At 35.6% G+C, this 25,134-nt stretch carries 15 protein-coding genes and 4 pseudogenes; 2 read left to right on the forward strand and 17 right to left on the reverse strand.

Features of this window, described 5'->3' with window-relative positions; all coding sequences use genetic code 11:
* Positions 1–345: 345 nt before the first annotated feature.
* The 4 genes and pseudogenes from ACTT1L_RS02360 to ACTT1L_RS02375 form a co-directional block, all read right to left on the reverse strand.
* A pseudogene (locus ACTT1L_RS02360) lies at positions 346–731 on the reverse strand (DUF1259 domain-containing protein).
* Between the two features lie 151 nt (positions 732–882).
* Positions 883–2,820 carry a peptidase G2 autoproteolytic cleavage domain-containing protein gene (locus ACTT1L_RS02365; RefSeq protein WP_220779978.1) on the reverse strand — a complete coding sequence of 646 codons (1,938 nt, stop codon included), beginning with the start codon at positions 2,818–2,820 and terminating at the stop codon, positions 883–885.
* 895 nt (positions 2,821–3,715) lie between these two features.
* Positions 3,716–6,913, reverse strand: coding sequence for a bifunctional P-450/NADPH--P450 reductase (cypD, locus tag ACTT1L_RS02370; protein WP_442821769.1), 3,198 nt, complete (start codon positions 6,911–6,913; stop codon positions 3,716–3,718).
* Positions 6,914–7,480: 567 nt separating this feature from the next.
* Positions 7,481–8,959, reverse strand: a complete 1,479-nt coding sequence (locus ACTT1L_RS02375; RefSeq protein ID WP_061130623.1) for a DHA2 family efflux MFS transporter permease subunit — start codon at positions 8,957–8,959, stop codon at positions 7,481–7,483.
* A gap of 392 nt (positions 8,960–9,351) precedes the next feature.
* On the opposite strand from ACTT1L_RS02375, the gene ACTT1L_RS02380 reads away from it, so the two are divergent.
* Complete coding sequence (locus ACTT1L_RS02380) at positions 9,352–9,993, forward strand: hypothetical protein (RefSeq protein ID WP_442821770.1); 642 nt, start codon at positions 9,352–9,354, stop codon at positions 9,991–9,993.
* Between the two features lie 223 nt (positions 9,994–10,216).
* Here ACTT1L_RS02380 and ACTT1L_RS02385 read toward each other — a convergent pair whose 3' ends face one another.
* From ACTT1L_RS02385 to ACTT1L_RS02425, 9 genes and pseudogenes are all read right to left on the reverse strand, one after another.
* On the reverse strand, positions 10,217–10,786 hold the full coding sequence (locus tag ACTT1L_RS02385) for a YwbE family protein (protein WP_442821771.1): 570 nt from the start codon (positions 10,784–10,786) through the stop codon (positions 10,217–10,219).
* Between the two features lie 391 nt (positions 10,787–11,177).
* Positions 11,178–11,255 (reverse strand): annotated as a pseudogene (locus ACTT1L_RS02390) (DUF1259 domain-containing protein); the annotation flags it as partial.
* Between the two features lie 254 nt (positions 11,256–11,509).
* Positions 11,510–12,049, reverse strand: coding sequence for a hypothetical protein (locus ACTT1L_RS02395; protein ID WP_071743188.1), 540 nt, complete (start codon positions 12,047–12,049; stop codon positions 11,510–11,512).
* A gap of 552 nt (positions 12,050–12,601) precedes the next feature.
* Positions 12,602–13,894, reverse strand: coding sequence for an ATP-grasp domain-containing protein (locus ACTT1L_RS02400; protein WP_000549727.1), 1,293 nt, complete (start codon positions 13,892–13,894; stop codon positions 12,602–12,604).
* 14 nt (positions 13,895–13,908) lie between these two features.
* Positions 13,909–15,153, reverse strand: a complete 1,245-nt coding sequence (locus ACTT1L_RS02405; protein WP_000678801.1) for an MFS transporter — start codon at positions 15,151–15,153, stop codon at positions 13,909–13,911.
* A 599-nt stretch (positions 15,154–15,752) separates the two neighbouring features.
* A pseudogene (locus ACTT1L_RS02410) lies at positions 15,753–16,055 on the reverse strand (LysE family translocator); the annotation flags it as partial.
* A gap of 109 nt (positions 16,056–16,164) precedes the next feature.
* The gene (locus ACTT1L_RS02415) at positions 16,165–16,380 is read right to left on the reverse strand and encodes a hypothetical protein (RefSeq protein WP_001104100.1); all 216 of its coding nucleotides are present in this window, start codon (positions 16,378–16,380) and stop codon (positions 16,165–16,167) included.
* 371 nt (positions 16,381–16,751) lie between these two features.
* Entirely contained in the window at positions 16,752–18,197 is a 1,446-nt protein-coding gene (locus ACTT1L_RS02420; RefSeq protein WP_442821772.1) for a L,D-transpeptidase family protein, read from the reverse strand.
* 912 nt (positions 18,198–19,109) lie between these two features.
* Entirely contained in the window at positions 19,110–19,532 is a 423-nt protein-coding gene (locus tag ACTT1L_RS02425) for a hypothetical protein (protein ID WP_076867744.1), read from the reverse strand.
* A gap of 102 nt (positions 19,533–19,634) precedes the next feature.
* Here ACTT1L_RS02425 and ACTT1L_RS02430 point away from each other — a divergent pair, with 102 nt between their 5' ends.
* Complete coding sequence (locus ACTT1L_RS02430) at positions 19,635–19,925, forward strand: hypothetical protein (RefSeq protein WP_071743192.1); 291 nt, start codon at positions 19,635–19,637, stop codon at positions 19,923–19,925.
* A gap of 170 nt (positions 19,926–20,095) precedes the next feature.
* On the opposite strand, the gene ACTT1L_RS02435 is transcribed toward ACTT1L_RS02430, so the two are convergent.
* The 4 genes and pseudogenes from ACTT1L_RS02435 to ACTT1L_RS02450 all read right to left on the reverse strand — a co-directional run bounded on the left by ACTT1L_RS02435 (position 20,096) and on the right by ACTT1L_RS02450 (position 25,131).
* The gene (locus ACTT1L_RS02435; protein WP_240814069.1) at positions 20,096–21,091 is read right to left on the reverse strand and encodes a D-cysteine desulfhydrase; all 996 of its coding nucleotides are present in this window, start codon (positions 21,089–21,091) and stop codon (positions 20,096–20,098) included.
* Positions 21,092–21,442: 351 nt separating this feature from the next.
* Positions 21,443–22,675: a DUF4073 domain-containing protein gene (locus ACTT1L_RS02440; protein ID WP_071743196.1), complete on the reverse strand. Its 1,233-nt coding sequence runs from the start codon at positions 22,673–22,675 to the stop codon at positions 21,443–21,445.
* A gap of 196 nt (positions 22,676–22,871) precedes the next feature.
* Positions 22,872–24,412: pseudogene (locus tag ACTT1L_RS02445) on the reverse strand (serine hydrolase domain-containing protein).
* 425 nt (positions 24,413–24,837) lie between these two features.
* Positions 24,838–25,131, reverse strand: a complete 294-nt coding sequence (locus ACTT1L_RS02450; protein WP_000925446.1) for a hypothetical protein — start codon at positions 25,129–25,131, stop codon at positions 24,838–24,840.
* Positions 25,132–25,134 lie beyond the last annotated feature (3 nt).

Below are 25,134 nucleotides of genomic sequence, written 5' to 3' on the forward strand. Positions count from 1 at the left end.
CCACCTCTATACATTATAGAAGAAATGAATAATTTGATATATTCCTCTGACGATTTCTCACTTGTCGTTTTGTAATACTCTAATAACATTTGATAAAATATGAAACTTACAGACAACCCAAACACCTCTAAGGATATCTCACCCAGTTCTTATTGCCACAAGATAAGAAACATATAATTAATTAATCACCTACATTAGCAACTAAAACATCAAGAAAAGACATTCCAAATATGGAACGCCTTCTTTTTTATAAAATCATTCACTTAAATCTATTTTCAAAATATACTATTCAACACGCTTAAATCTTCTATTTAACATAATCACTCATTTATCTAAAGAATTTGATTACGTGCATAACGCCCTTCTAACGTTTCCTGCAAAAATTAGTGAATCATCAATGTCTTTGATATTAACGTAAATTAAATTCAAATCATCACATAACCACTCATGGTGTATAGACGAAACAATTATTCCTTGTTTAAGAATTGTAGCAATAAATCCGTTGACTTTTTTTGTAAGAGCGCTACCCGTCCTAGACATAATGCCCTTCCAGTGTTATTATCTCTTGATTTAAATGAGGAGGAATTTGTTATTCTAAAACGTTTTCCTAAGATAGTTGCCTTTATTTTATGCTGATTTATTGTTGCCACGCATTTTCCACCAACGAATCCTTCTTGGCCACTGATAATTCTGGCAAGCTGTTGAGAAATTGGTTCCTCATTAAACACCATACCTTCAATCATCCCCCTTTTACTGTAAGGTTATGAATGAATACATACATTTGAAACAGCAATAAATCTTTTCAGTTACAAGAAGAAAATAACAATCTAATGAAACCTGTTAACTCAATTATATTAATGGAGTTTAATGGTGGTTTGTCTTTTAGCGAACTAGAATCATAATTTGATTTGGTCCTGTGCGCTTCATAACACGATATCCTTTAGTTGATGTTGTAGCAATTCCCTCATCATTGGACTTACAATAACCATCTACTTGACAGGTACCATCATCTCGAACCAGAAGTTTACCAACAAGACCAACTGGAACCCATTCAGGTCTTTGTAGACGTGGGATATACTCTTGTGAAGAGTCCCACTCAGGATTTAATATAGGTTCACTTTTTGTAAAGGAAGGGTGAATCACTCTTCCTTTGTCATCTTTTATTTCTGGCACAACAACTTCATGATATTGAGTTCTTCCCCATTCGTCTGTTACGAAAAGATTATGCCAACGTAAATCACTTGCATCTGCAATCATTGCTGGATTCGCACTTACTACTCCTAGGATATAATTATCATTTGCGTTTGCTTTTCGTATTTTGTCCCCGTCTAAAGTTACAAAGTATCCGACATCGATTGGATTTTTATCAACCGTCTCAAACATTTCTGCATAATCCGCAGCAGCAGAAAAGAATACAGTACCGTCGAGATAAAGATTTCCTGTTAGCCCTTCAATTACAGCGGAATTTAAGGATGGTCCAACAGCAAGACCATTTGCTAAATGCCAAGAAAATGGGAATCTGGTGACTCCATTTTGCCCCATAATATGAGAACCTGTATGAATTGAATTTACTACGGTATTTAGCCCTTCTGCATGGGAGTAATTTGCATTTGCTATTGTGTTTGCTCCCTCTGCATGGGAAGCAAATCCAAGCGCTGTTGTGTCTGCTCCCTCTGCATGGGAAGCAATTCCAAGTGCTGTTGTAAGGGATCCCTCTGCATGGGAGGCAGTTCCAACTGCTGTTGTGACTGAACCTTCAGCGTGGGAGGCAATCCCATTTGCTTTGGTATTTTCTCCTTCCGCATGAGAGTAATCCGCATCCGCTATTGAGGACACTCCTTCTGCATGGGAAGCGGTCCCATTTGCACTTGTGTTTTCTCCTTCCGCATGAGAGGCATTCCCACTTGCTGTTGTGAGAGTCCCTTCCGCATGAGAGGCATCCCCACTTGCTGTTGTGAGAGTCCCTTCCGCATGAGAGGCATCCCCACTTGCTACTACATCTGTCCCTTCCGCATGAGAGCTTCTTCCACTTGCTCTTGTGTTTTCTCCTTCCGCATGAGAGGCAATTCCACCTGCTATTGAGGATACTCCCTCCGCATGAGAGGCAAATTCAAATGCTATTGTGAAGTTTCCTTCCGCATGAGAGTCATCTCCACTTGCTACTGTGTTCTCCCCTTCCGCATGAGAGGCAAATCCCTCTGCTAATGTGGCTATCCCTTCTGCTACAGAACATCCGTTATTCGGATCAGTTCTAATACAGATTGTTGCGGTTGGTCCGGTGTTTCCCGTTGGGCCGGTGCTTCCTGTTGGCCCAGTGCTTCCTGTTGGCCCAGTGCTTCCTGTTGGGCCGCTGTCTCCCGTGGATCCGGTGTTTCCTGTTGGGCCAGTGTTTCCTGTTGAGCCGGTGCTTCCTGTTGGCCCAGTGTTTCCTGTTGGCCCAGTACTTCCTGTCGGTCCAGTGTTTCCTGTTGGCCCAGTGTTTCCTGTTGGCCCAGTACTTCCTGTTGGCCCAGTACTTCCTGTCGGTCCAGTGTTTCCTGTTGGGCCAGTGCTTCCTGTTGAGCCGGTGCTTCCTGTTGGCCCAGTGTTTCCTGTTGGCCCAGTACTTCCTGTTGGCCCAGTGTTTCCTGTTGGCCCAGTACTTCCTGTTGGCCCAGTGTTTCCTGTTGAGCCGGTGCTTCCTGTTGGCCCAGTGGTTCCCGTTGGAAATGTTATAGAAGGGATAGGTGGTAATGTAGGACCAATCAAATTTGGATCTAATGCAGCTGCACTCAAAAAATCATCTGATATAAGACCTTCCCATTTTTTCTTATTTAACATGATTCACCTCCAAAAAAACTTTTATCATAACTAATAGATGCACCGAATCAACAAAATAAAATCAATAAAAAAACATTCCATCATTTTTATAAAAAATAAGATATTTAAATACTTAAATATTATATTCATATAAGATTAATGTAATATTTCATTATCAGTAGCTAGGAAAAAGGAGGAACGATACTTTCACAAGGGAACCTCCTTTTTTATTCTATGAATCTATTCATTTTTTATACATTCCTAATCTAACGTAGTTTTATGATTCTCGTTTGTAACTGGATTATCCGAAAAACTGTATAAAATCTTGCATGTTCCTAGCATATATTTTTTCGGAATGCTGACGGTATTCCATGCCCATTAACTTAAGAAAAGTACACACCCCAAAAATAAAAAATGAGCTCATTTCTCAAAATAACTAACTATAGAGAAATAAAATTTCCATTTAGGAAGTACTGTAAAACCTTAACTTGATAGCAATGTGGCGATACCCCTATATACTAAAAGGGGCAGTAGAATCAAAATACACGTTAAGATAAGCGGGTGATTCAGTGACGTCCACCGTGATTCAAATCTGACTCTGAGTTCATCTCATACGTTATAGAAAGTATACCTAATTTAATAAATTCCCCAGCGATTTAACAATGTGCTAAAAACTGTTCAACCAGTGCGCAAAGGTTTATATTTTAAATGACGTGTTTAACACCGTACTCATCAAACTAAGATTATATAGCTTTAGTTTCATATGAGATTTTTTCTTTTCCTACAGTATCCGTCCAGCTTATTAAAAATAATAAAATCCCGTATTGAATAAAAACACGGGATTGTTATAAATGAGTTATTCACTTATTCGAAAGAAGTTCATTCGTTACATATTACTTATTTAATTAAGAAACATTCATATACCAGCCCAAACATCTTTTCCATATCGCCCTTCATCTTGCACACGATCCAACCAATTCCTTGCTTCTTGTTCACTAACTTCATGAATTTCTTGATAGGCTTGACAAAGGGTATCTTCTACGTCTGGAGCCATTTTACTTCCATCACCACATATATAAAGATGAGCTCCATTATCTAATAGCGAAATTAAATGGATTCTATCTTCTTTTATTATATGCTGTACATATGTTTTAGGATGTCCTTCTAAGCGAGAGAAAGCTGTGTGTAAAGAGATTAATCCATCTCTTTCATCATTTTCTAGTTCTGTACGATAGAGATAATCCTTTTCAGGATGACGACAACCAAAGTATAGATGTGCTTCTCCTACCTTCATACCTTTTTGCTTTTGAACACGACGCGCTTGTAAGAATCCACGGAATGGTGCAATTCCAGTACCTGGTCCAACCATGATAATTGGTGTTTCTGGATTTTCAGGTAATTGAAAGTTTGATTGTGGCGTTCGAATGAAACAGATAATCTCATCTTTATTATGACGCTGAGCTAAATAATTAGAAGCGACTCCTTCATATGTCCCTTCCCCGCTCCATGCAGGCGCATTTACAACACCGACCGTAATGCTCAGACGATCCTGTGCAACGAGTGGAGAGCTTGAAATTGAATAGTAACGCGGTTTGAGCGCCGGAAGAAGTTCTAAAAAGCGTTCAAATCGGATTTCACAAGCCTCATACTTTTCAAGAAGATCTAACATTGAAATACGTTTCTTTAATATTTGTTCTTGATAAACTCCCTCTTCCAATAATGATTCCAATTCCTTTTTATGAGGAGGGCATACTGTGAATGTCACCATTTCTCGTATTTGTGCTCGAGTGGCTGCTTCTTGCACTTCGACACTATAACTAAGAAGGTCATATAAACGAACAGGACTGTCTAAAGGTATGTGATTTACACTGCGCCCACTTGCGCTTAATATGACTTGATCCTTCCCGTTTAATCCAAAGCGTTTTAAAATTCGGTTGACATTTTTCTCACTATTAATTGGTAGTACCCCAAGGTGGTCTCCTTCTTTATATGTAGCCCCTTCTGGCAAGGATATTTCAATATGTCGCGTGCTTCTTTCACTGCTAGATGATTGAAGTTCACGATTTTCTAATATAGATGCATAAACTGCTTCATATGTTCGCGCAAGAGGAGATCCTCCAAGACGGCTGACAAATTGTAGGCTCAAAGTACTGCGTTCTTTCTCCATGTTTTTGTTAAGTTCCAATCCAAATGCCTTCATCGCATCAGACCACATACTTTGTTTCCATTGCTCGAGCTGTTCCTCGAAATCACCACTTGCATCTGCTTCTCCGCGTTTAGAAAATCTTTTTGCTCCTTTTTGAGCCATTTGCTCATCAATGTATCTTGGAATTCGCTGATAAGTACTAGCCCAATTATGATCTCCACAACCAAAAACTGCGTATTGAACACCTTTTAGCTCATCTGGTTTTAATTCCTCCAACCATTGCACAAACTGTCCTGCATTACTTGGCGGTTTTCCATTATAAGAAGAAGTTACAATAAGAACCGCTCCTTCTTTCGGCAAACTTCCAATTCGATCGTTAAGAGCTGCCACTTCCGTTTGAACACCTTCTAAACTAGCTGTATCCGCTAGTTCTCTTGCAATGCCCTCTGCTACCCCTGTATCCGAGCCATACAGAACAAGAAGTGAAAGATTATCGGCTCCAATAATGGAAGGAGTCTTCTGAACTTGCTGCTTGGTTTCATGGTTTTTCAGTTTCTCCTCTGTAGGCGCAAGAACAGTAGTATGGCTAATAGTTTCATTTCGAGGTACAATCCTAATCTTAAAATCACCAGGCTTTAGCGTTAATATTTGTTTTACGTCCAGCTTATAGTCTTCATAATCGATGAATTCAAAATGTTGAAGAAGCATTCCCATTACGAGTGTCGCTTCATGAAGTGCAAACTGCATACCGATACATGCTCTCTGGCCATTTCCAAATGGTTTATAAGCATGATGAGGAACCTTATCCAGCTCTTCAAATCGTTCAGGTTGGAATTCTTCCACATTGTCTCCCCACGCATCTTTATCCCTATGTAGCTGTGGAATAAGAACAGAGATACGATCTTCGCCTTTCTTAATTGGGTATTTTCCACCAATCACTGTATCTTCTTTTGCATAGAGACTGAATGCTGGAGCAGTCGGCCATAGACGTAGTGATTCATTTAAAATCATCCGTATATACTTAAGCTTCATAACTTGTTGGTATGTTGGAGTGGGATCTGTCAAAACACGGTCTACTTCTTCATAAGCTTTTTTCAATTTATCCGGATTCTTTAATAAAAAATAGATTGCAAAAGATAACAATCCACTTGTTGTTTCATGCCCAGCTATTAAAAAAGTGATAATTTGAAAACGAATATTTTCATCATCTAATTTTTCACCCGTTTCCGGATCCTTCACATTTAACATACGGGAAAGTAAATCATTTTCTTCCTGATTCCCACTACTTTTACGTTCAGCAATAATATTATCTACTAAAGAAAACATAGATTGAATATCATGCTGAAATTGACGTTTCGTTCTCCACATGAGTTTGTCTTCTATATCCAGTCTCTGCAATTGGTGCATCGCCTCATCTAGAGCACGGGTCATGCTAGTGATAAAAGGGTGAGAGGTCTCACGATAAAAGCTATTGAATCGGTAATTAAAACCACATAGACCAATTGTATCTAATGTAAGGCGAGTCATATCCCCTGGGACATCTACATTTTCATTCGGATTCAGTCTTGCCCATTTTTGAACGAGTTGCACGGCAATATCGACCATCATAGCATGATAATCTTTCATTGCCCGTTGACTGAATGTAGGCATCAAAATATTATGAGCTTTTTTCCAGTTAGGCTCGTCAGTCTCGCTTGTAAATAGTCCGTCTCCAGCAAAGGCACGAACCTTTGCTAAAGCACCCTCTATACTTTTATCAAATCTTGTTTCATCACAAACTTCCGCTACCAGTTCATGTCCAGAAACGACAATGATCGTATCACTTAAAGTTTGAATTTGAAAAATAGGACCATACTCTTCTGCCAGCTTAATAAACGATAGAGTCGGTTTATCTTTATCGATTAATGGGAGATTCCCCAGCGGTCCATATGTTTTCGGCTGAGGAATGGCAGATACTTTTTTATCCATTACAAACACCCTTTCAAAAAGCATGAAATAAAGTGAAACTTTAATCAGCCCTCACCAATCGGGCGAGCAGTTGCTCCCCCCACCTAACTTCTTTGCTTCCGCTGAATTTTGAGATGGGGGTCTTACTGCCCGGCAAATAGCGAGATAAAATATCCCAGTCAATAAAAAGAACATAGTAATGAATCGCCTGGAATAAAGTTATGTAATTGATTACCTTATTTTATCTTTTCCCTAACTATTCACGATTATGATATTACTTATAAGGTTGTTAATCTAAACCGTCTATTAACATTAGATTTATACCTTGCAGAAAAAATAATATATTACAATGAGGCATATTATTATAATGTTTATTAGAAATTGAGAGCTAAAGGTTGTAGTATTAGGAAAACCAGTAGTTTCTCATGTCAATTCAAACAAATACGATAAGCAAGTATACTCTGTTGCTAATGAAAAAGGATTTGATATTCATATCAAATCCTTTTTCATTCTGTGTAATTATTTCACTTTTTCTTTCATCTCTTTTCCCCTTTTAGTAGAAATCATCATCTCGATTTTTATTTTGCTCTATCGATTTAACCTCTCGACAGCTTCCGCGCTTGTATCTACACGTTTAACGAAAAAAACTAATAGTAGCGCAACAACATTCATGCCCAGCGCTACATAGAATGAATGCTGAATTCCGGATAACAAAGCCTTCTGCGTTACCATTGCCTTCGTAGCTTCTGTGAAGGTTGTTGGATCTACATGAGCCATTAAACTTTCAGCTTTTGTTTTTGTTACAGAATTCATAATCGTAACAAGAATAGCAGTACCAATCGAACCGGACACTTGTTGAGCTGTATTATTAACAGCTGTACCGTGCGGATTTAAGCGAGTTGGCAATTGATTAAGGCCATTTGTCATAAGTGGCATCATCACCATCGCCATCCCAAACATCCGCAATGTGTAAATAAGGATAATATGTGTGTGACTAGAATCGATTTGCAGATTTGCCAACATATAAGTTGAAACAGCTGTAATGGAAAGTCCTACTATACCAAGAAGCCGAGGGCCATACTTATCAAATAGTTTACCTGTAATGGGTGACATAACTCCCATTATTACCGCACCTGGAAGCATCATCAGCCCAGAGCTCAGCGGCGAAATACCACGGACATTTTGTACATAAGCTGGTGTTAAAATCATCCCCGAAAACATAGCCACCGCATTAACAATTGCAATTACAGACGCAAGTGCAAACATTGGGTACTTGTAAACACGTAAATCCAACAACGGTTCATTCATTTTTAATTGACGGATAATGAAAGCAATTAGGGCAATAGCGCCTATGATTAAGGTTGTTAAGACAACTTTATTCGTCCACCCATCTGAGCTTGCAGAACTAAACCCATATAACAGACCGCCAAAGCCGACAGAAGATAATAGTAATGAGAGATAATCAAGTTTTGCATTTTTGTTTTGTCTCATGACATTTTCCGATTTCCAAATCCCTAACAGTAAGCTAATGATTGCTAGCGGTAAAATCATTTCAAAAAGCAAACGCCAGTCATAATACTCTACAATATAACCTGATAGTGTCGGTCCAATTGCTGGAGCTGTAATCATAACTAACCCAAAAATCCCCATTGCTGTTCCCCTTTTTTCTCTCGGAAAGCTTACTAGCATAATATTCATTAACAAAGGTCCCATCACTGAAGAACCTGCTGCTTGAACCATCCGACCAGTAAGTAATAAACCGAAGTTCGGTGCTACAGCCGCTAAAGCCGTACCAAGGATAAAAATCAACATGGATGTAATAAATAAACTCCTATTGGAGAAGCGGGTTATTAAAAATGCTGATGCCGGAATTAATATACCACTTACAAGCATATATCCTGTAGAAAGCCACTGGATCGTTGAATAATCTTGAATTTCTAAATCCTTCATTATTGATGGCAAGGCCACATTTAAAAGCGAGTTATTTAGAAATGAAACAAATGCCCCAATAAAAAGGATTACAAGCATTACATATGGTGGTTTTCTTTTATGTAACGTTTCACTCATAGATTGATTTACCCCTTCATTATCAATTCCATTGATTAATTTAACTCGTTTGCATATTTGCACGAGAATTTATTACCCTTGCAGTATTTTGCCAAACTCTTCGAATGGATATTCTCTTTTTAGCAATTCTACTTACCCAGCTTAAAATTTTGAATGAATATGTAAACACGTTTGTTAACCGAAATTACATTAGGCTAAAATAAACAAAAAGAGCTAATGAAAATACCCTTCTAAAATAAAGCGAAACTTTAATCCATGTTTTTTTACTGACAGCCCACACACCCATTCCTTTAAATACAGGCTTGGAAATCTAGTTATGTAACCATCCATAAAAAGAAATATTACATAGGCTAAGTCTAACATTACATTTTTAAAGTAAGGGGAATAAGCTTATGCACCAATATTGGTATGTGAATTCAAAGGAAAACGAGGAACAATATAATAACCAAAATTCAATGTCATCATTATATTCACAGCCCCAAATAAATAAAGCTGACGAAATGAGTGGTTTGAAGATTTGTGAGGATTGGAGTTGTCGCTTCTATCCAATTGGTTCGGATTCACCAGCCAATTATATGACTTTCACTCCCGATCCTCCTCCCTTCTCTTTTGGTCAGCCAATCCATTATGCAGGGATGATGCCACAAGGACATCCTGCTAATTGGACCCCATTACCAAGCCATGCAGGTTTTAATTATCAAAAACCTCCCATCCCCTGGGCTCAACCATTCAACCATACAGGGATGTTCGCACAAGGTCATCTTGCCGCCTTACTCTCACCGCCAGCTAAAGCTTTTAAATTCAGTAACAATAACGGGGGTATTTTCGGAAACTCTCCAGGATGGGGCGGACAGATAGGTCCCATGGGATGGGGGAATAACGGAGGTTACGGTCAGCCAGGAATGCTTGGAAACTTACTTACAGTAGGAAAAGGCACTATGAATGGAATTGGAATGCTTAGTAGTCTAATGGGTATGGGGAAGTTCTTTTTTAGTGGATTAGAACGAGAGGATAGGTCCATAGCCCAGACTTAAAAACCAGTTCCTTTTCTCCATTGATTTCATCTTCTTAAACATGCTTCTAATACTCCCTCCAAGTTCGTTTCCTCGTCTTTCAAATTATAAAAACATCTATTTTGTATCTGATAAATCAATAGAGGTGTAGTAGCACCAACAAAATGCAAAACCCGGTTCCTTTACGAAAGAACCGGGTTTTTTAATTTTAATTTATTTGAAAAGTAGTCAAATCTTTTTTTCATTATTTAACACTTTGAACACGGCCAATTTGTCCATCTTGTAAGCGAACTTTAATGCCGTACGTGTGTGTTTCACTATGTGTTAAAATGTCTTTCACAACGCCACTTACAGTTTTACTATAGTCATTATCCAATTGAATAACTACATGTGAACCAACTGAAATTTGTGATCTTGTTGGTTTCCCACCTGTTGCTTGTGTCGGTTTTTCTTGTTTTTGTGTTCTCTCCTGTTGTGTAGATTGCTGTTGCTGAGCTTTCTTCTCTTCTTGCTTGCGTTTTTCTTCAGCTACTCTTTGTTGCTCTTCTTGCTTACGTTTTTCTTCTTCTACTCTTTGCTGCTCTTCTTGTTTACGTTTTTCTTCTTCTGCTTTTTGTTGCTCTTCTTGTTTACGTTTTTCTTCTTCTACTTTTTGTTGCTCTTCTTGTTTACGTTTTTCTTCTTCTACTTTTTTGTCTTCATCCACTTTTTGCTCATTTGGCGCGCCCTTTAACTTTTCTTCATTACCTTTACAAGCACTTAAAGCAATTACACATAAACTCATAAGTGCAAATAATAACAATTTCTTTGACATTTAAAAATCCTCCTATATACACATTACAAATCAATAACTTTCATAGCATAACAAAAATACAATCCTTTCTTTATCAAAATTTGTCGTATATATTTATTTTCTACTAAATACTGATACTACAATAAAAATGGAGATTATTATGTTGATTCTTGCAAAAAATACGTTCGTCTGCTAGTCAAGTAAACCTAATTCATAAAAATCTTCATCTTATGTATGAAAGAACTTGAAGCAAAAAATGGAAAGAGGCTGTCTCAAGTATTTAGTGAAACCATTGAAAAAGCATTAATAATCCGAGATATTTTAATTAGCATAATCTATTACTTACGAATAATAGGAAAGGATCTTCCATCGAAAGATCCTTTCCTATTGCTCATCTAACTTAATAAATAAGTTAATTGCATAACGCTCTTCTAACTTTCCTTGCGAAGCTTAGTGGATCATCAACGTCTTCAATATTAACGTAAATCAACATACCTTCGCCGTGGATTAATTATTAACCCATAAGCTTGCCATAAATGCTGTTGGTTTGTAATAAAGTTTGATCAAAAGCATGCTACAAAAATTGATTTTTCAATATAAAAAAAAACCAAATATTTCGAAAGAAAACTCGATCAAAATGCTTGTTTTTTTTGTTGCTAGTGAATCATTTTTCATAAAAAAGTTTAATCATTTTTCTACCTGTGTTTGCTCAACAATCGCGCCCAATTGCATATTATTAAATTGCTACCCTTTTTTCCTTTTCGGCCAAATAAAATTGCTTATGGCAATCAAAAGATCGATACCCAACACAAGTGTCCATACTTTTAGAAAGCCAGCCAACACTTCTGTTCGCGAAGAATCGTTAATTAAATAGATTAAGACAAATAAAATTCCGACACCTATTAGAAAAGCAAGCACATGTTGTCCCCAGCTTTTAAAGTAGTGTTTTGCATAATCCATGCCAAATCTTTTAACTGGTTTCGCTCCTTGTTTCATCACATAATATTGAAAGCGTATATCAGCCCACTCAATCATACTCCTACCGAATGCGATTGAGATTCCAATATAAACAGCAGCTATTGCATGCACTTGGGTAGCGGTCGCACCACGATACAAGTCCACACCCGTAACAACTAATAAAATTAAATCAATAACAGGTGTTAAAGCTAGGAAAAACAATCCTAATTTATTTTTCTTAAGGATATATCGTGTGAGCAGACCTAAAGTTATAACAACCCAAAACCCTATTTCACAAGCAACGATCAACCACGCAATTACATTCACCCCAACACCCCCCTTGTACAACGCAATTACTCGCTTTTCCTTAACAGTACCACAATATGGTCCTTTAATGGAGTAACTTTATTGCATAGGATGGTTAATTATTTTGCATAGTTTTAGTACTTTCAGGGAATTCATAAGATGTAGAGATTGAGCCACTTAAATGAATGGCAGAAAGATAATTTTATTATTTATATTACAATACCTTAAGAGCTATGGAACAAATTCTTCAACTAAGCAGCTAATAGAAGCCTGGAGATTTTCCACAATCAGTAGCTCGTCGCTATCAAACTAAAATTTCATTTTAGGGAAGAATGTATTTCTTTACATGATAGCAATGGGATTTCTCCAGTATTTCGAACAAAAACCACACTAAGCACATTTTCATACAAAAAAGCCAATTTTTGTCCTACTAAGGATAAACCGGCTCATTGTAATTGATCTTGAAGGACTCGTTATATAAACTCGTCATTTTCATCAAAAAACATGGCTCTAGCTAATACATTTTTATTCGATTTTTGGTTAATAGAGACATGTGATTTAAATTATCCTTTGTTATATAGACCAGTCATTTGCCACATTTCTTTTTACATATATTTTTTTAAAAGAAGGTTTCCATTCTGAGAAATCCTCATAAACAAACGTTATGTTGTTACATATTTCCTCTGCAACTTCATACATATGTTTTATATCATTAGCCGTAAATAATATAGCCCCTTTGCGTTGCGTGCTATCTATAATAGTTGGTATGGTATCGCCCTCTTTTACTACTAGATCAATTAATACGACTTCGGATATGTTAGTTAGCCCTTTATACTTGATTTCTTTTAAGCAACCTGGTTTTGGAATCAAGCTTAAAGACATAGCATGACATTTTGAAGGTACACATCTAAATTCATCTATAGTCTCAGTATTTAGCGCATCATAATAGTATCCAAATTGAGATATGCCAGTTGTTAGTTCCACCATCTTCCAGATGTTGCCCCCACCTATTCTAACTTGAGACTCTATAATTATTGGCTTATTTTGTTTGTCTAACTTTATTTCTGTATGAGTAATGCCATTTTCCATTTGCATGTCGTTCAAAAACATCATTACTTTCTCCATAATTAATTGTTTTTGAGATTCATCTATAGGTGCCGGCATAATCGTATAGTTTATTAGAAATGTATCTTCTTTACATACTTCAGCTGATATAGCAAGTATAGAATGTTTTTTGTTATAAGAAACGGTTTCAACCGTATAAACTATATCACCTGCAATATACTCTTCCACTAAAACAGGTAGTTGAATACCATTTTCTTCAATAAATACCCCTACGTCATCTCCCGAGTCTAGCTTACATACTCCTTTACCCCCTGCCCCAATCGGCGGCTTTATTATAACACTATCTTTTTTATTCAAAAATTCATTAATGTCTTCAGTATTATTACAAACTGTCGAATCTATCGAAAAGTCTTTACCTGCTAGAATTTCACGCATCATGTCTTTATTACGAGTTATCATATTAGCATTGTAAGAAGGTCCTTTAACATTAAAAATCTTTGCAATTATACAAGCCGTATCTAATGCTGTTTCGTTGAAAGATACAACCACATCAAAAGGTTTCTCTTTAAATAATTCTTCAGCATAGTATATAGATAAGGGTATGTTTGTTGTATCTATTTCTTTTTTATAGAAACATTTTTCTAAGATAAATCCATCAAAATATATGTGTCTAGCGTAAGATCCTATATAGGAAACAGTGTACCCACTGTCTAATGCATCTTGTATAGGCTTTGTCCATCCCCCTATAAATAAAATATGTGGTTTATTTTCTATGTCAGTTCCTTTTAATACCTTATGCATCAATATCAGCTCCCCTAAAATGAACTCGTATATTCAATGTCAGTTCCTTTTAATATGCCTCGTCTTAACAACGCCACTAAACACAATGTTGTTCCAAATCCCCCTATAAATAATGTAATTTGAAGCCCGAATATAGAAATTAAAAGTGCACTAGCAAAACTTCCCAATGCCCAAGCTCCCCAATTAAGCGTGCGCTGTACAGCATTTACTCGGCCCAGCATGTGATTTGGTGAGGCAAGTTGTCGTATAGTTGCGGCGTAAGGGCCAAATACACCTTCTCCCATACCATGTATAATACTTGCGGCTACTATACCGTAAATTGTTCCCATATATCCCATTATCGGTATAAAAGCCAAACCGGTAACTGATACAGTAGCGCTATAAATAAGCATTTTTGTATTATTAATTTGTTGACTTTTTTTCATGAGAACCGTATTACCTATTAAAAATCCGACCGCTGCTGAACCTACAACAAACCCTATTTCAATTTCAGATAGACCCATTACCTTATAAAGGAATATTACTAAAATACTATTTAGTATGTATTTAAAAAAACCGTAAACAGCACCACATGTCACAATTGGCTCTAATACAGGGTGTTTTTTGAAATATATCAGACCTTCATATATGTTTTGGTATATGGATTTTATATTTACGTCTTTTAAAGAACCCTCTGTATGCGGTTTAAACTTTGAAATAAATAATACAAACATAAAACAAACAAAATACGTTACTGCGTCAACAGTGAATGAACCTGTTAATCCAACTAGAGTAATGACGATTCCAGCTAGCATAGGACCAATTACTATAGAAAGAGACTCTGAAAGTGCTAGTTGAGCATTTCCTTTTTTTAAGTTGTCTTTATCTGTTACTATTTCCGGTAAGAAAGAAGGAATAGCGATGTTGTAAAATGTGGTGAATATTCCATTTAAAAACATGACAACTACCAATAAGGGGAACGTTATAATATTTGTTACAGTCAGTATGAATACTGATAAAAACAATACTCCTTGACATATACTACAAATTAGCAAAATATTTTTCCTATGAAAAATGTCTATTAAAGCACCGGCTACTAACCCAAAAATTAGATAAGGGACGAATATAACCCCACGAAGTATAGCAGCATTTGCTTCACTTGTTTGTAACACCTCTAATGCAAAAAGCGGCAAAGCTACTATTGTAAACTGAGTACCTAATAAACTTATAGACTGTCCTAACCAAAGCTTGTGAAAATTAAAATGATTGCTACCTTTCATAATATCCCCCCATCAAATCCAGCTTTATAAATTATCAAGTTTGCGATATAAGTCAAAGCAGGCGAAACCTACCTTTCAACTAATGTCTGTACCACATAAAAATTCGAAACCTAATATAAAAACGATTTTAGTTTCAAATGATGACTAGATGTTTAAAAATCTTCTAGCTAATGAAAAGCTCATCTTCCGAAAGATACTTCCACATTCGTTTATAAACCAAATGGTATACTGATGGAATTCACTTGTAAGAATCTGATTGTGAATTAGTTTGTTTCGAATTCATTTTCCAATCGTATGTCACTTTGAATCACCTCCAGCATCAGTATAACCTTGAAGGCACGCTATTGTACGCATTTTGGAATGTAATAGCAAGATAACGAAGCTACGATGACGAAATGAATGGATTTAACCTTGTCATTGGAGGACATATTCACATGACAATTGATTAAAATAGATCATTCACTATAAAATAAATTTTTAGATAAACCAAAATAACATGCAAAAAACCCCTTCAAATTTGAAGAGGTTTTTAATATATAGAAATTAGCTTAAAGCAAAGATAACAACTCTTGAAGGGGGCATTTTTTTCTTATTCATGTTTATTGAGGAGCCTTTGTTTGAAGCAACTTTAACCCCATCCCAATAAAAATCAGTCCTGTTACTTTATTTAGAATCATTCCTACCTTTTGATTTCCTCTTAATTTTTTGGTGACATAGGAAGAGAAATAAGCAACAAATAAACACCACAATAGTCCAGTTACTGTAAAAGTAATTCCTAAAATGATAAAAGGTATAGGACCTGAAGCCTTTGTATCTATAAACTGCGGCAGAAACGCAATAAAGAATAAAGAGACTTTTGGATTCGTAAGACTTGTTAAGAGTCCTTGTAAATATATCTTTCTTTTGATTTACAACCGATAAAACTGATGGGGTGTACCATTCGTATCACGGAGCCAAAACTCACTATTGAATAAATAAAACCCCAGAAATCCAAAGGTCTCTGGGGCTTCCTTATATATTTAGCTCTTTTTGCTTTTTGTTTTGTTTATGTCTATACAGTAATTTTCGACTTATGAGAGAAATCAGTAATAAAATCAATATTAGTACGAAAAGTTGCATAAATGACAAATCAAAATATTTAGCACCTGTAACGATTAAAAGTGTAGAAATTGTGCCTTTTACAACGAAAAAAATAATAACCCATAATCCGCCTTTTTTCCAGTTCATTTTATATTACCCTTTCCTACATTTAAATTATTAAAAAAATTAGTGATAGTTTTTGAATGTGATACCTTAATAGAAATCTATTATATGAATATAAGAAATAGACTTTTTCATAAAATTCATGTCCAATTACATACGACGATTCCATCATAAATGAAAATGATATTCAGTGTCAATTTTATTGACTATTTGAAAACCTGTTTCTTCATCTTAATCTCTCTCCACTTTACTTCTTATAAGCAATAAACTCTTGTATTCAAACAAAAACACCTCCATTGCATTTGCACACTTTGTATGCGAATGCAAGAGGTGTTTTTTCATGTACCATCAGGTGCTTTATTTATTCGTTTAAGTTCTTAATACGTAGCTATTTTCTAGTACACGATAACTGGATCATACGTATTCAAACTATCATACACAGTTTTTGCAACGTTAGGAAGAAGGTTTACACAACCGCCTGATCCTCCTGTTAAATAAGCATTACTTCCCCAGTCTTTTCGCCAGCCGGCATCGTGGAATCCTTGACCGCTATTTGTGAATGGAACCCAGTAATCTACTTTCACTGCATAATCAGCTTTCCCTACTGCGCTACCTCTTAGCGTATATGGTGTTCGTTTGTATAGAACGTACCACACACCTGGTGATGTATCTTCACCTGTGCTATGTTTACCCGTTACTACATTTGTTGTGAGGACTAATTTCCCATCTTTGTAAATCCAAATTTGTTGATCTGCAATTGAAACTTCTGCATATGTGTCTCCGATACCATTATTCGATGTTGTTTTATAACCGATCCCTTCCTTCTCCCAACCATTTCCGTGAATATTAGAAGCAGAAAGTGATTTTTCACCTTTCTCAAAAGCTTGCCCAACTTGTTTTGTCTCTTTTTCCACATCTAGTGCCCAGCCGTATCCTTGTCCTTTTACTGATATGACCGAACCAGAATGTGTTTTAAAAGCGAAGTCTTTATGTAATGTAGATTTAGCCTTATTAATTTCAGCAACCTTATTCTTAATATCGCTCGCATCGATTGTCACTTTCATATCCTTTGACATAGAGGCATTTTGAATTAAATCTTTTGCTTTTAATGAATACACTTCATTTTGCACTTTATAATCAACAGACTGCGTAAGAAGATTTTGTAATGCTTTCTCTTCTTTTTTAATAATCGGATCGTTTTCTTTAATAGGCTGTATGTATGCAGACTTTAAATGAATTTCGCTTTTATGCTTCTGCTTATCGTAATCTTTTAGTAAACTCGTAACGTCGTACTGTTTTCCATCAACGCTCTTCGAAATAACAATTTTTCCTTGTTCAAGCTTCGCCATAGCATCTTGAGGTGCCTTTAATTTTTCATTCATAGACACGAGCTTTTCTTCTACAAGTTTTTTCATCGTTTCACTACGATACTGCTCTGCCTTTTTTGGTAGCAATGAATAATCTTTTTCCTTTGAAGAAGGGAAAAATGTCCACTGGCTTTTTAATAGTTTCTTAACTTGCGGCAAATCTTTTTCCGTCAGTTCCGTTTTTGTCTCTTTTTCATTTAAAATTTGTTGTTGATCAATATAAACTTTGTTTGCTAGTCCAGATGTTTTTAATTTCTGTATTGCCTCATCAGCGCTCATACCACCGACTTTTGTATCATTAATCGTAACATTTGAATTGAAGTGAGTTGCCTGATAATAACTCATTCCCCCAAGGAGAAGTGCAAGTACACCGCCACCTGCTGCGATAAGCTTCCAATTTGTAAAACGTTTTTTGGATCTTACCCGTTTTTTCTCAACTTCTTCAACAGATTCATTTACTGTATTGTTGTTCATCAATCTTTCCCCCGTATACATTAACGTCAATTGATTTTAAACCAAAACCATTGAATAGTGTACCTTATTTTCCCTGAAATTTCATTGTTTTTAACTAGGTTTTATCTCATTTAATCTATTAAAGTTAGATTTTTTAATAGAAAGATATATAAAGATAGTAAATAACGCGAAAAAGGGCCACATCAATCGAGTTATTATGGGACCCATCGCATTTTGAAGGATGATACTCTATAAACATTTTAACCTAGTAAAGTAATTTTTAGAAGGTCCAAGTTAGAGACAGGCAGCATAGAATATCTCTTATTTATGAAAAATATCCACAAAAAATGACCTACATGTAGACTCTTTTTTGTGAATATTTTAATGCCGCATATTTTATTAATTTAAATGCGAACCATGCTTCCTGATTGTCACCAGGTTTCACAACCTCTAATCTGCCTAACTAATTTCACCTTATGATATCTTTATCATCAACAATTTCAAGTTTCTTGAAAACTATTATATATGTTTATACCACGCTTTATTGATACGTTTAATCTTTACAGGTGTTGAATTTTTAGACTCATCCTTTGTTGTAACCCTATTATTAGAACATCCTGCAATAGTGAGACAGCATGTAGCCAATAAAACTAATACTATTAATTTCTTCAAATAGCCACTCCTATATAAGGGAAATATTATATTAAGAAAACTAAACATAACATCGAATCTTTATAAAAACAATATATTTCCTAGTTTTATTATCCGTTGGCAGATTAAAGCACACCTTAAGGAGCATGAATCCAATGTCTAATTTCCATTTTATACGATTCTCAATGTTTATTCCAACATAAAAAGATAGCTATTATTGTTGAAAACTAATTATCTCTCAAAATGAAAAATATGAACTGAATCCCTATAATCCAATATAGTTTACTCAGCTAACTTTTCCCCTGTAACAATCCGAAACAAAATAGCTGCATTTTTTTCTTCTAATTGAGCGTACCGATTACCACCCGAGATGATTTCCACTGTATCCTTATTAGGGCTTATCCAAATTTGATACAACACAGCTTTCGCCTCTATTTTCGGATTTTTAAATTGAAAAATAAAATGATAATCAGCTGGACGAGACATTTCCACTTTTTTATTTTCAAAAGTAGTATCCTTTAATATTTTCTTTACTTGCATCACTTCATTATTATCTGTCACTACCTTAAAATCTTCATATTCATTATCACCAATATCTTTTTGCACTTCAATTCTTTGCTCTTCATTTCCTAGTATATTTGAACAGCCGGTTATTATGAATATACAGATACTAATCATAACTAGAGGCCAATTTCTAACTTTCATATTAATACCCTCTTTTCAATACAAAATATTTTATTTTGTAAAATAAAGGTAATTAATTTAGACTTAAAAATATAAATAATAAAGAGAAAGGAGTATCGTTCCATGCAGTTAAAAACATACACTTGGAAAAGCTATACGTTTCTCATTGTAAGTATATTCGTTACGATTAATCTCTTTCTTTTCACACCTATTTTAGACAGGGTTGGAGTAGAATATGTTGTGCCTTTCGCTTACTTCATATTAGCTTCCGCTGTTATAGCAATCCTATTAGCGGTAATATCTTTTTGTAGTCGAAATGAAAGGAAAATTTTAGCGATTATCGGTTTATGTTTTACTCTATTTAATACAGCAATTATTTTATTCTTCCTTTGGTTCGGTTACCATTTCACTTAAGTGAAATATAAATAAACTCCATAAGCTACAAATAAAATTAATAAAATAAAAAATACCGAGTATCGTGTATATCATCCATTTTAAGTTTGAACTTATATACTCCCCCTTCTGGCCTCCTAATAATTCCAGTATATAACAAAAAGCATTGGATACCCAATGCTTTTTCATACTTACGCGAATAAAGATGTATTCGCATATAAAGCTGGTGAACCACCTGAATGTACGAATAAAATATTGTCCTCTTTATTAAATGTACCTTTTCTAATTAAGTCGATTAATCCCGCTACTGCTTTACCTGTGTATACTGGATCAAGTAAAATACCTTCAGTTTTTGCTAACAGCTGCACTGCTTCCACCATTTCTGGCGTTGGTAACGCGTAACCTGGCCCTACATATTCATCAAAGCATGTAACAGCTTCGCGCGGGATAAAGTTTGGAATACCAACGTGAGCTGAAGTTTCATCTACAAGTTTTGCTACTTTCTCTTCTTGCTCTGCTTTTCCTCTACTTACGTTAATTCCGATTACTGGGATGTTACTTTGTGTTCCAGCAAAACCTGTAATTAAACCAGCGTGCATGCCGCCGCTACCGCTTACGCAAATGACTGAACTGAAATCAATTCCTTGATCAAATGATTGCGCCATAATTTCTTGCGCACAAGCAACGTATCCCATTGCGCCAGTAGGATTTGATCCACCAACTGGAATGACATATGGTGTATTCCCTTTTTCACTTACTTCTTTCGCAACCTTATGCATCTCTTCCATAAGATCTGCTCCGTTTCGTACAACAATGACATTTTCAGCACCTAGTAAATGATATAAGAAATAGTTTCCATTAAAGTCTGGCTTCTCTTCTGGCTCAAGCCCTTCTTCTAATACAAGAATACATTTCATTTTCTCTTTCACCGCAGCTGCCAGTGTTAGGCGGCAATGATTGGACTGAATACCACCAGCTGTAATTAACGTATCTGCACCCTTCGCCTGTGCATCCGCAACTAAAAACTCTAACTTTCTCGTCTTATTACCACCAGCTGTTAAACCAAGTAAATCATCTCGTTTAAAATAAATAGTCGGCCCACCAAATGCTTCTGAAAAATTGTTTAATTTTTCAATCGGTGTATATGACTCTGTATATTTTTTTCTCGGGAATTTAGCTAAATTCATGAATAACGCTCCTTTGTACTTCTTTCACAATGTATGTAACGTTACTATTATTGCATGTAAAAATGATGAAGTCATCTTTCTGGGGGAAAAATGTGTTGGAATTCGGCTTTGGCGAATGGAATTGTATTAAAGGTTTTATCTTCAATACGGTACATGAAATTATAATAATGATTTTAACCATATTACGGTACATGAAATTTATATCGACGATTTTTAAAATATATCGTTCATAACTTGAAATATATCAACGATTTTTTCAATATATCGACGATTCGACATGAGATATCGACTTACCGACAAAAATCGACAATACAAAAAGGCCCACTCTTTAAAAAGCAGGCCCTCTTCCAATCACTTATTTGCCGAAAAACGGAGTAACTGTGTTAATCCTGGTTCTAAATTCATTTCGCCTTTATGGCGTACGTATACGATTTTGTCCCCGTCAAATTTGGGCAGGTTTCCTGGATTATACGTCAGCCACTCGTTCGTTCCTTCTACATTATACTCCATATACTCCGTTGCACCGACAACTACGTTTTTACTATCATCAGCGGTTACATTGGGTGCCATTTGTGCAATTTTCGAATCACTAATTAATAATTTCTTTATTTCCTTATCACGTTTGTAATCATAAGCTGTCACCATTACATCGCTACCATATGCTTTCACTTGCAACCCTTGTTTAAATGAATAACCATCAGGAGCAGTCTTCTCTCCTCCATTTGGTCCAGCCGACATCCAGCCCGTTTCAATCCCGCCCGTATTTACAACAGTAAATCCTTTTTTATCTCCGCCTGCAATTTTCTTTTTACCAGCCCAGTCCGGTAAGTTTAAATCCCAGTGCGTGTGACTCGTAAAGAAAACAACTTGTGGATAGTCTTTTAATATATCATACAACTTATCGACATTTAAATAATCTTGTAAGTACGGTGATTGTCTTGATCCAGACACCGTATCGGGTAAAACGTGATGAGAAAAAATGAAAATCGGCTTGTTTTTATCTTTTTGGCTGTACTCTTCTAAATTTTGTTTTAACCAACCTAATTGTTCATCACTCATATATACTTCATCCCACATTTTTGAATCGTGGTATTTCATATATTTTTCAGTTCCTAAAAATAGAAGCGGATAACCGTCTAATTCTTTTTTATGATATACCTTTTCTTGTCCGCTAAATTTCAGATAGCGGTTAAATAAAGTTTCCTCAGTTACACCATTTGGCCATGTACTTTGAGATAACTTCCCATCAGCTGTCCATTTACCAGCATAAAACTCATGATTCCCAACAGTTGACCATACATTCTCGGGATGCTTATTTTTGTTTAATACACGCTTCACATCATCATATTGTGACTGTTGTCCAGTTGGCGTTATATCCCCATTCATAATAAGCGCTCTAGAAAGTGGCGTCACTTTGTTCATATCTTTTAACACGTGATCAAAGTCTCCTAAATCCCCTTGAATATCACTAATAACATTAAAAGTTGTAGCTGATTTTCGAACTTGCTCTTTCCCTTCCGCATGTGCTGAAAATGTCGGTAATAATGCCGTCATAACCACTAACGAAGCAACTGTCTTTTTCATACAAATTCTCCCCCTAATAATAGAATGTACAAACTGACATGTTCTGCCTTCTCTTAGGTGCTTGTCCAATTCACATTATAAGGAGGGATTGTAAAGATAGATGGAGTAAAAAGTTAAGTGTTTTTTAAGAGATTTTGTCGTTTTTTGCACTCCACAATTAGCGATTCACGCCAATCTAGCTTTCTAGCCTTTAACATTACATACATGTAAATTTTGATGTTAAATCTTTTCGTTTCATACGTTGTTTTTATTACTTTTAATTTTCGGGAAAAATCCACTAATTAATAGCGTTATAATCCATACCATTATTAGAATAAAATTTATTGTATTACCGGAATTCAAGCTGAAAACTCTCCACAAATCGGCAGCACAAAAAACGAGAACAGCAGTAATAATAAGTAAAAATGTCCTAACTACTAATTCGATGTAAGATTTCTTCTCTTGCTTAAAAATGAACGTTCTTCTACCTTTGTACAATCTAATCACAAACAGTAGCAAGTACATACCAAGTGCGGCTCCAATAACAATTGATGTAATGGAGTTATTTTTTCTCTGCTCAGCTAGAGCGAAGTAACTTTCAGGTAATTTTCCCGTTTCATATTCAATCCATGCGTGGTAAATATCCTGACGTAAGTCTATACCACCTTCACTATTTGTAAGGATTACCAATCCATCCTTTGTATTAGGAATGAAACCATAAAAAGAATGCCAGCCTCGATTGTCACCAGAATGATAAAGTAATTTCCATTGATTAGATAGTTTTTTTTCAAATATACCTAAACCATTCTCCCCTAATACTGGCTTTTGCATTTCCTCAACACGTTCACTTTTGATGACACCATTCCCTTTATTATTTGCATCCATGCTTGCAAGTATCAATGTCATCATATCCGTAACATTTGTCTTGAGACCTGCAGCAGCCTGTTCGGTAAATTGGTAACTAGGGACCTCCTCTCCAAAATATCCATAGACTTTCGAAAGATTAAGATTTTCAGGACGTTGTAAGAATGAGCTAGATTTCATTCCTAAAGGTTTCATAATTTGTTCTTCCATATAGCGATTAAATGGTATTCCGGTAACCTCTTCAATTACAAGTTGTAAAATTGTATATCCGCCACCAGAGTAAATTGTTTCTGAACCTGGTTTATTGGTAACCTCCACTGGTTCATTAAGCCATCCTTTTCCAGACAGAGACTCCTGGATAGAATCAAGATGTTTCCCTGGTGCAACCCCAAGGTATCCTTTATGTGCAGACAGCCCTGCTGTATGACTTAATAATCTTCTGATCTTGACTTCATTATTATTAAACTCTGAATTAGGTAATTTCCATTTGGTCAGATATTTTCCAACGGGATCATCTAGTGATAAACGACCTTCATCTACAAGATGCAAGATTCCCCACGCTGTAAGACTTTTAGATATGGAACCAGCCTGAAACAAAGTATCATCACTCACCGCTTTTTTTGTCTTTTTATCTACATAACCATAGTTAAGTGTATAAGCAATACGCCCCTCATGTACAATTCCTATTGCAACCCCTGATACATTATAATTCCCCTGCCATTTTGGTACCTGTTCATCTAGCTTTTTTTTGAAATCCTCTATACTCCTATCAGTCAACGTACCCGATTCTGCCCTCACCACATTTGTAAACCATGCTTCATTCGTAATCAATATACAAATGATTAAACATAAAATGCTTTTGCATATTATCGATGCTTTTTGTCTATTCTTCATTTGTTCTACCCCTTTTTTCAGAATATTCTACCCGTTAATCAGAGTATCCCATTCCAATATCCCGTTCTATCGATTTTCATTACTTTACCTTACAAAATTGTAATAAAAACCAAAGTAATACATACTTAAAGGGTTTACTGATTTTTTATCCGAGGACAATGAAATTCATCAACAAGATAGACATGAAGTTATATTTATGATTTCAGTTAATCCCCCTAAAATACTAGTTCGGTTAATCAATTGGATATATTCCACACGACAAATATTCATTTTATAAAAAGAAGAACCCACACATTTTGATTAAAATGTGTGGGTTCTTTTGGCTTCCTTAAATTTTCATGAAGAAGATTGATTATTTTTTGTAGCTTACTAAAAAAAATTTTGTTCAATTAACTAACAGAACAAGATTAAACACTTAACTCGTATTAGTAATTTTTACTGTTTCTGTTGATAAATATAAAAATACTGCCTAACACACTTAATGAAAGTGCAAAATATAACAACAAATCAGGTAGAAATTTCAAAGGAATAATATCAATTAATTGTAAAACAATAATGGCAAGGATACCTAAATATAGAATATTGTACAAAGCATTATTTGTTTTATATAGAATTGCTCTTCCTCTTTCGTCATTTGCTTCATCACTTGATTGAAATTTTATTACATACATCTTACTTATCACTATTAAACCAAATAACAAAATTTTTAACAACAACATATG

It is taken from the genome of Bacillus sp. FH (assembly GCF_052216825.1).
GTDB classification, from domain to species: Bacteria; Bacillota; Bacilli; order Bacillales; family Bacillaceae_G; genus Bacillus_A; species Bacillus_A paranthracis.

Excerpts from the sequence above, each read along its gene's own strand:
- ACTT1L_RS02365 (WP_220779978.1), bottom strand. The coding sequence starts at position 2,820 with ATGTTAAATAAGAAAAAATGGGAAGGTCTTATATCAGATGATTTTTTG.
- cypD (WP_442821769.1), bottom strand. The coding sequence starts at position 6,913 with ATGGATAAAAAAGTATCTGCCATTCCTCAGCCGAAAACATATGGACCG.
- ACTT1L_RS02375 (WP_061130623.1), bottom strand. The coding sequence starts at position 8,959 with ATGAGTGAAACGTTACATAAAAGAAAACCACCATATGTAATGCTTGTA.
- ACTT1L_RS02380 (WP_442821770.1), top strand. The coding sequence starts at position 9,352 with ATGCACCAATATTGGTATGTGAATTCAAAGGAAAACGAGGAACAATAT.
- ACTT1L_RS02385 (WP_442821771.1), bottom strand. The coding sequence starts at position 10,786 with ATGTCAAAGAAATTGTTATTATTTGCACTTATGAGTTTATGTGTAATT.
- ACTT1L_RS02400 (WP_000549727.1), bottom strand. The coding sequence starts at position 13,894 with ATGCATAAGGTATTAAAAGGAACTGACATAGAAAATAAACCACATATT.
- ACTT1L_RS02405 (WP_000678801.1), bottom strand. The coding sequence starts at position 15,153 with ATGAAAGGTAGCAATCATTTTAATTTTCACAAGCTTTGGTTAGGACAG.
- ACTT1L_RS02415 (WP_001104100.1), bottom strand. The coding sequence starts at position 16,380 with ATGAACTGGAAAAAAGGCGGATTATGGGTTATTATTTTTTTCGTTGTA.
- ACTT1L_RS02420 (WP_442821772.1), bottom strand. The coding sequence starts at position 18,197 with ATGAACAACAATACAGTAAATGAATCTGTTGAAGAAGTTGAGAAAAAA.
- ACTT1L_RS02425 (WP_076867744.1), bottom strand. The coding sequence starts at position 19,532 with ATGAAAGTTAGAAATTGGCCTCTAGTTATGATTAGTATCTGTATATTC.
- ACTT1L_RS02430 (WP_071743192.1), top strand. The coding sequence starts at position 19,635 with ATGCAGTTAAAAACATACACTTGGAAAAGCTATACGTTTCTCATTGTA.
- ACTT1L_RS02435 (WP_240814069.1), bottom strand. The coding sequence starts at position 21,091 with ATGAATTTAGCTAAATTCCCGAGAAAAAAATATACAGAGTCATATACA.
- ACTT1L_RS02440 (WP_071743196.1), bottom strand. The coding sequence starts at position 22,675 with ATGAAAAAGACAGTTGCTTCGTTAGTGGTTATGACGGCATTATTACCG.
- ACTT1L_RS02450 (WP_000925446.1), bottom strand. The coding sequence starts at position 25,131 with ATGTTGTTGTTAAAAATTTTGTTATTTGGTTTAATAGTGATAAGTAAG.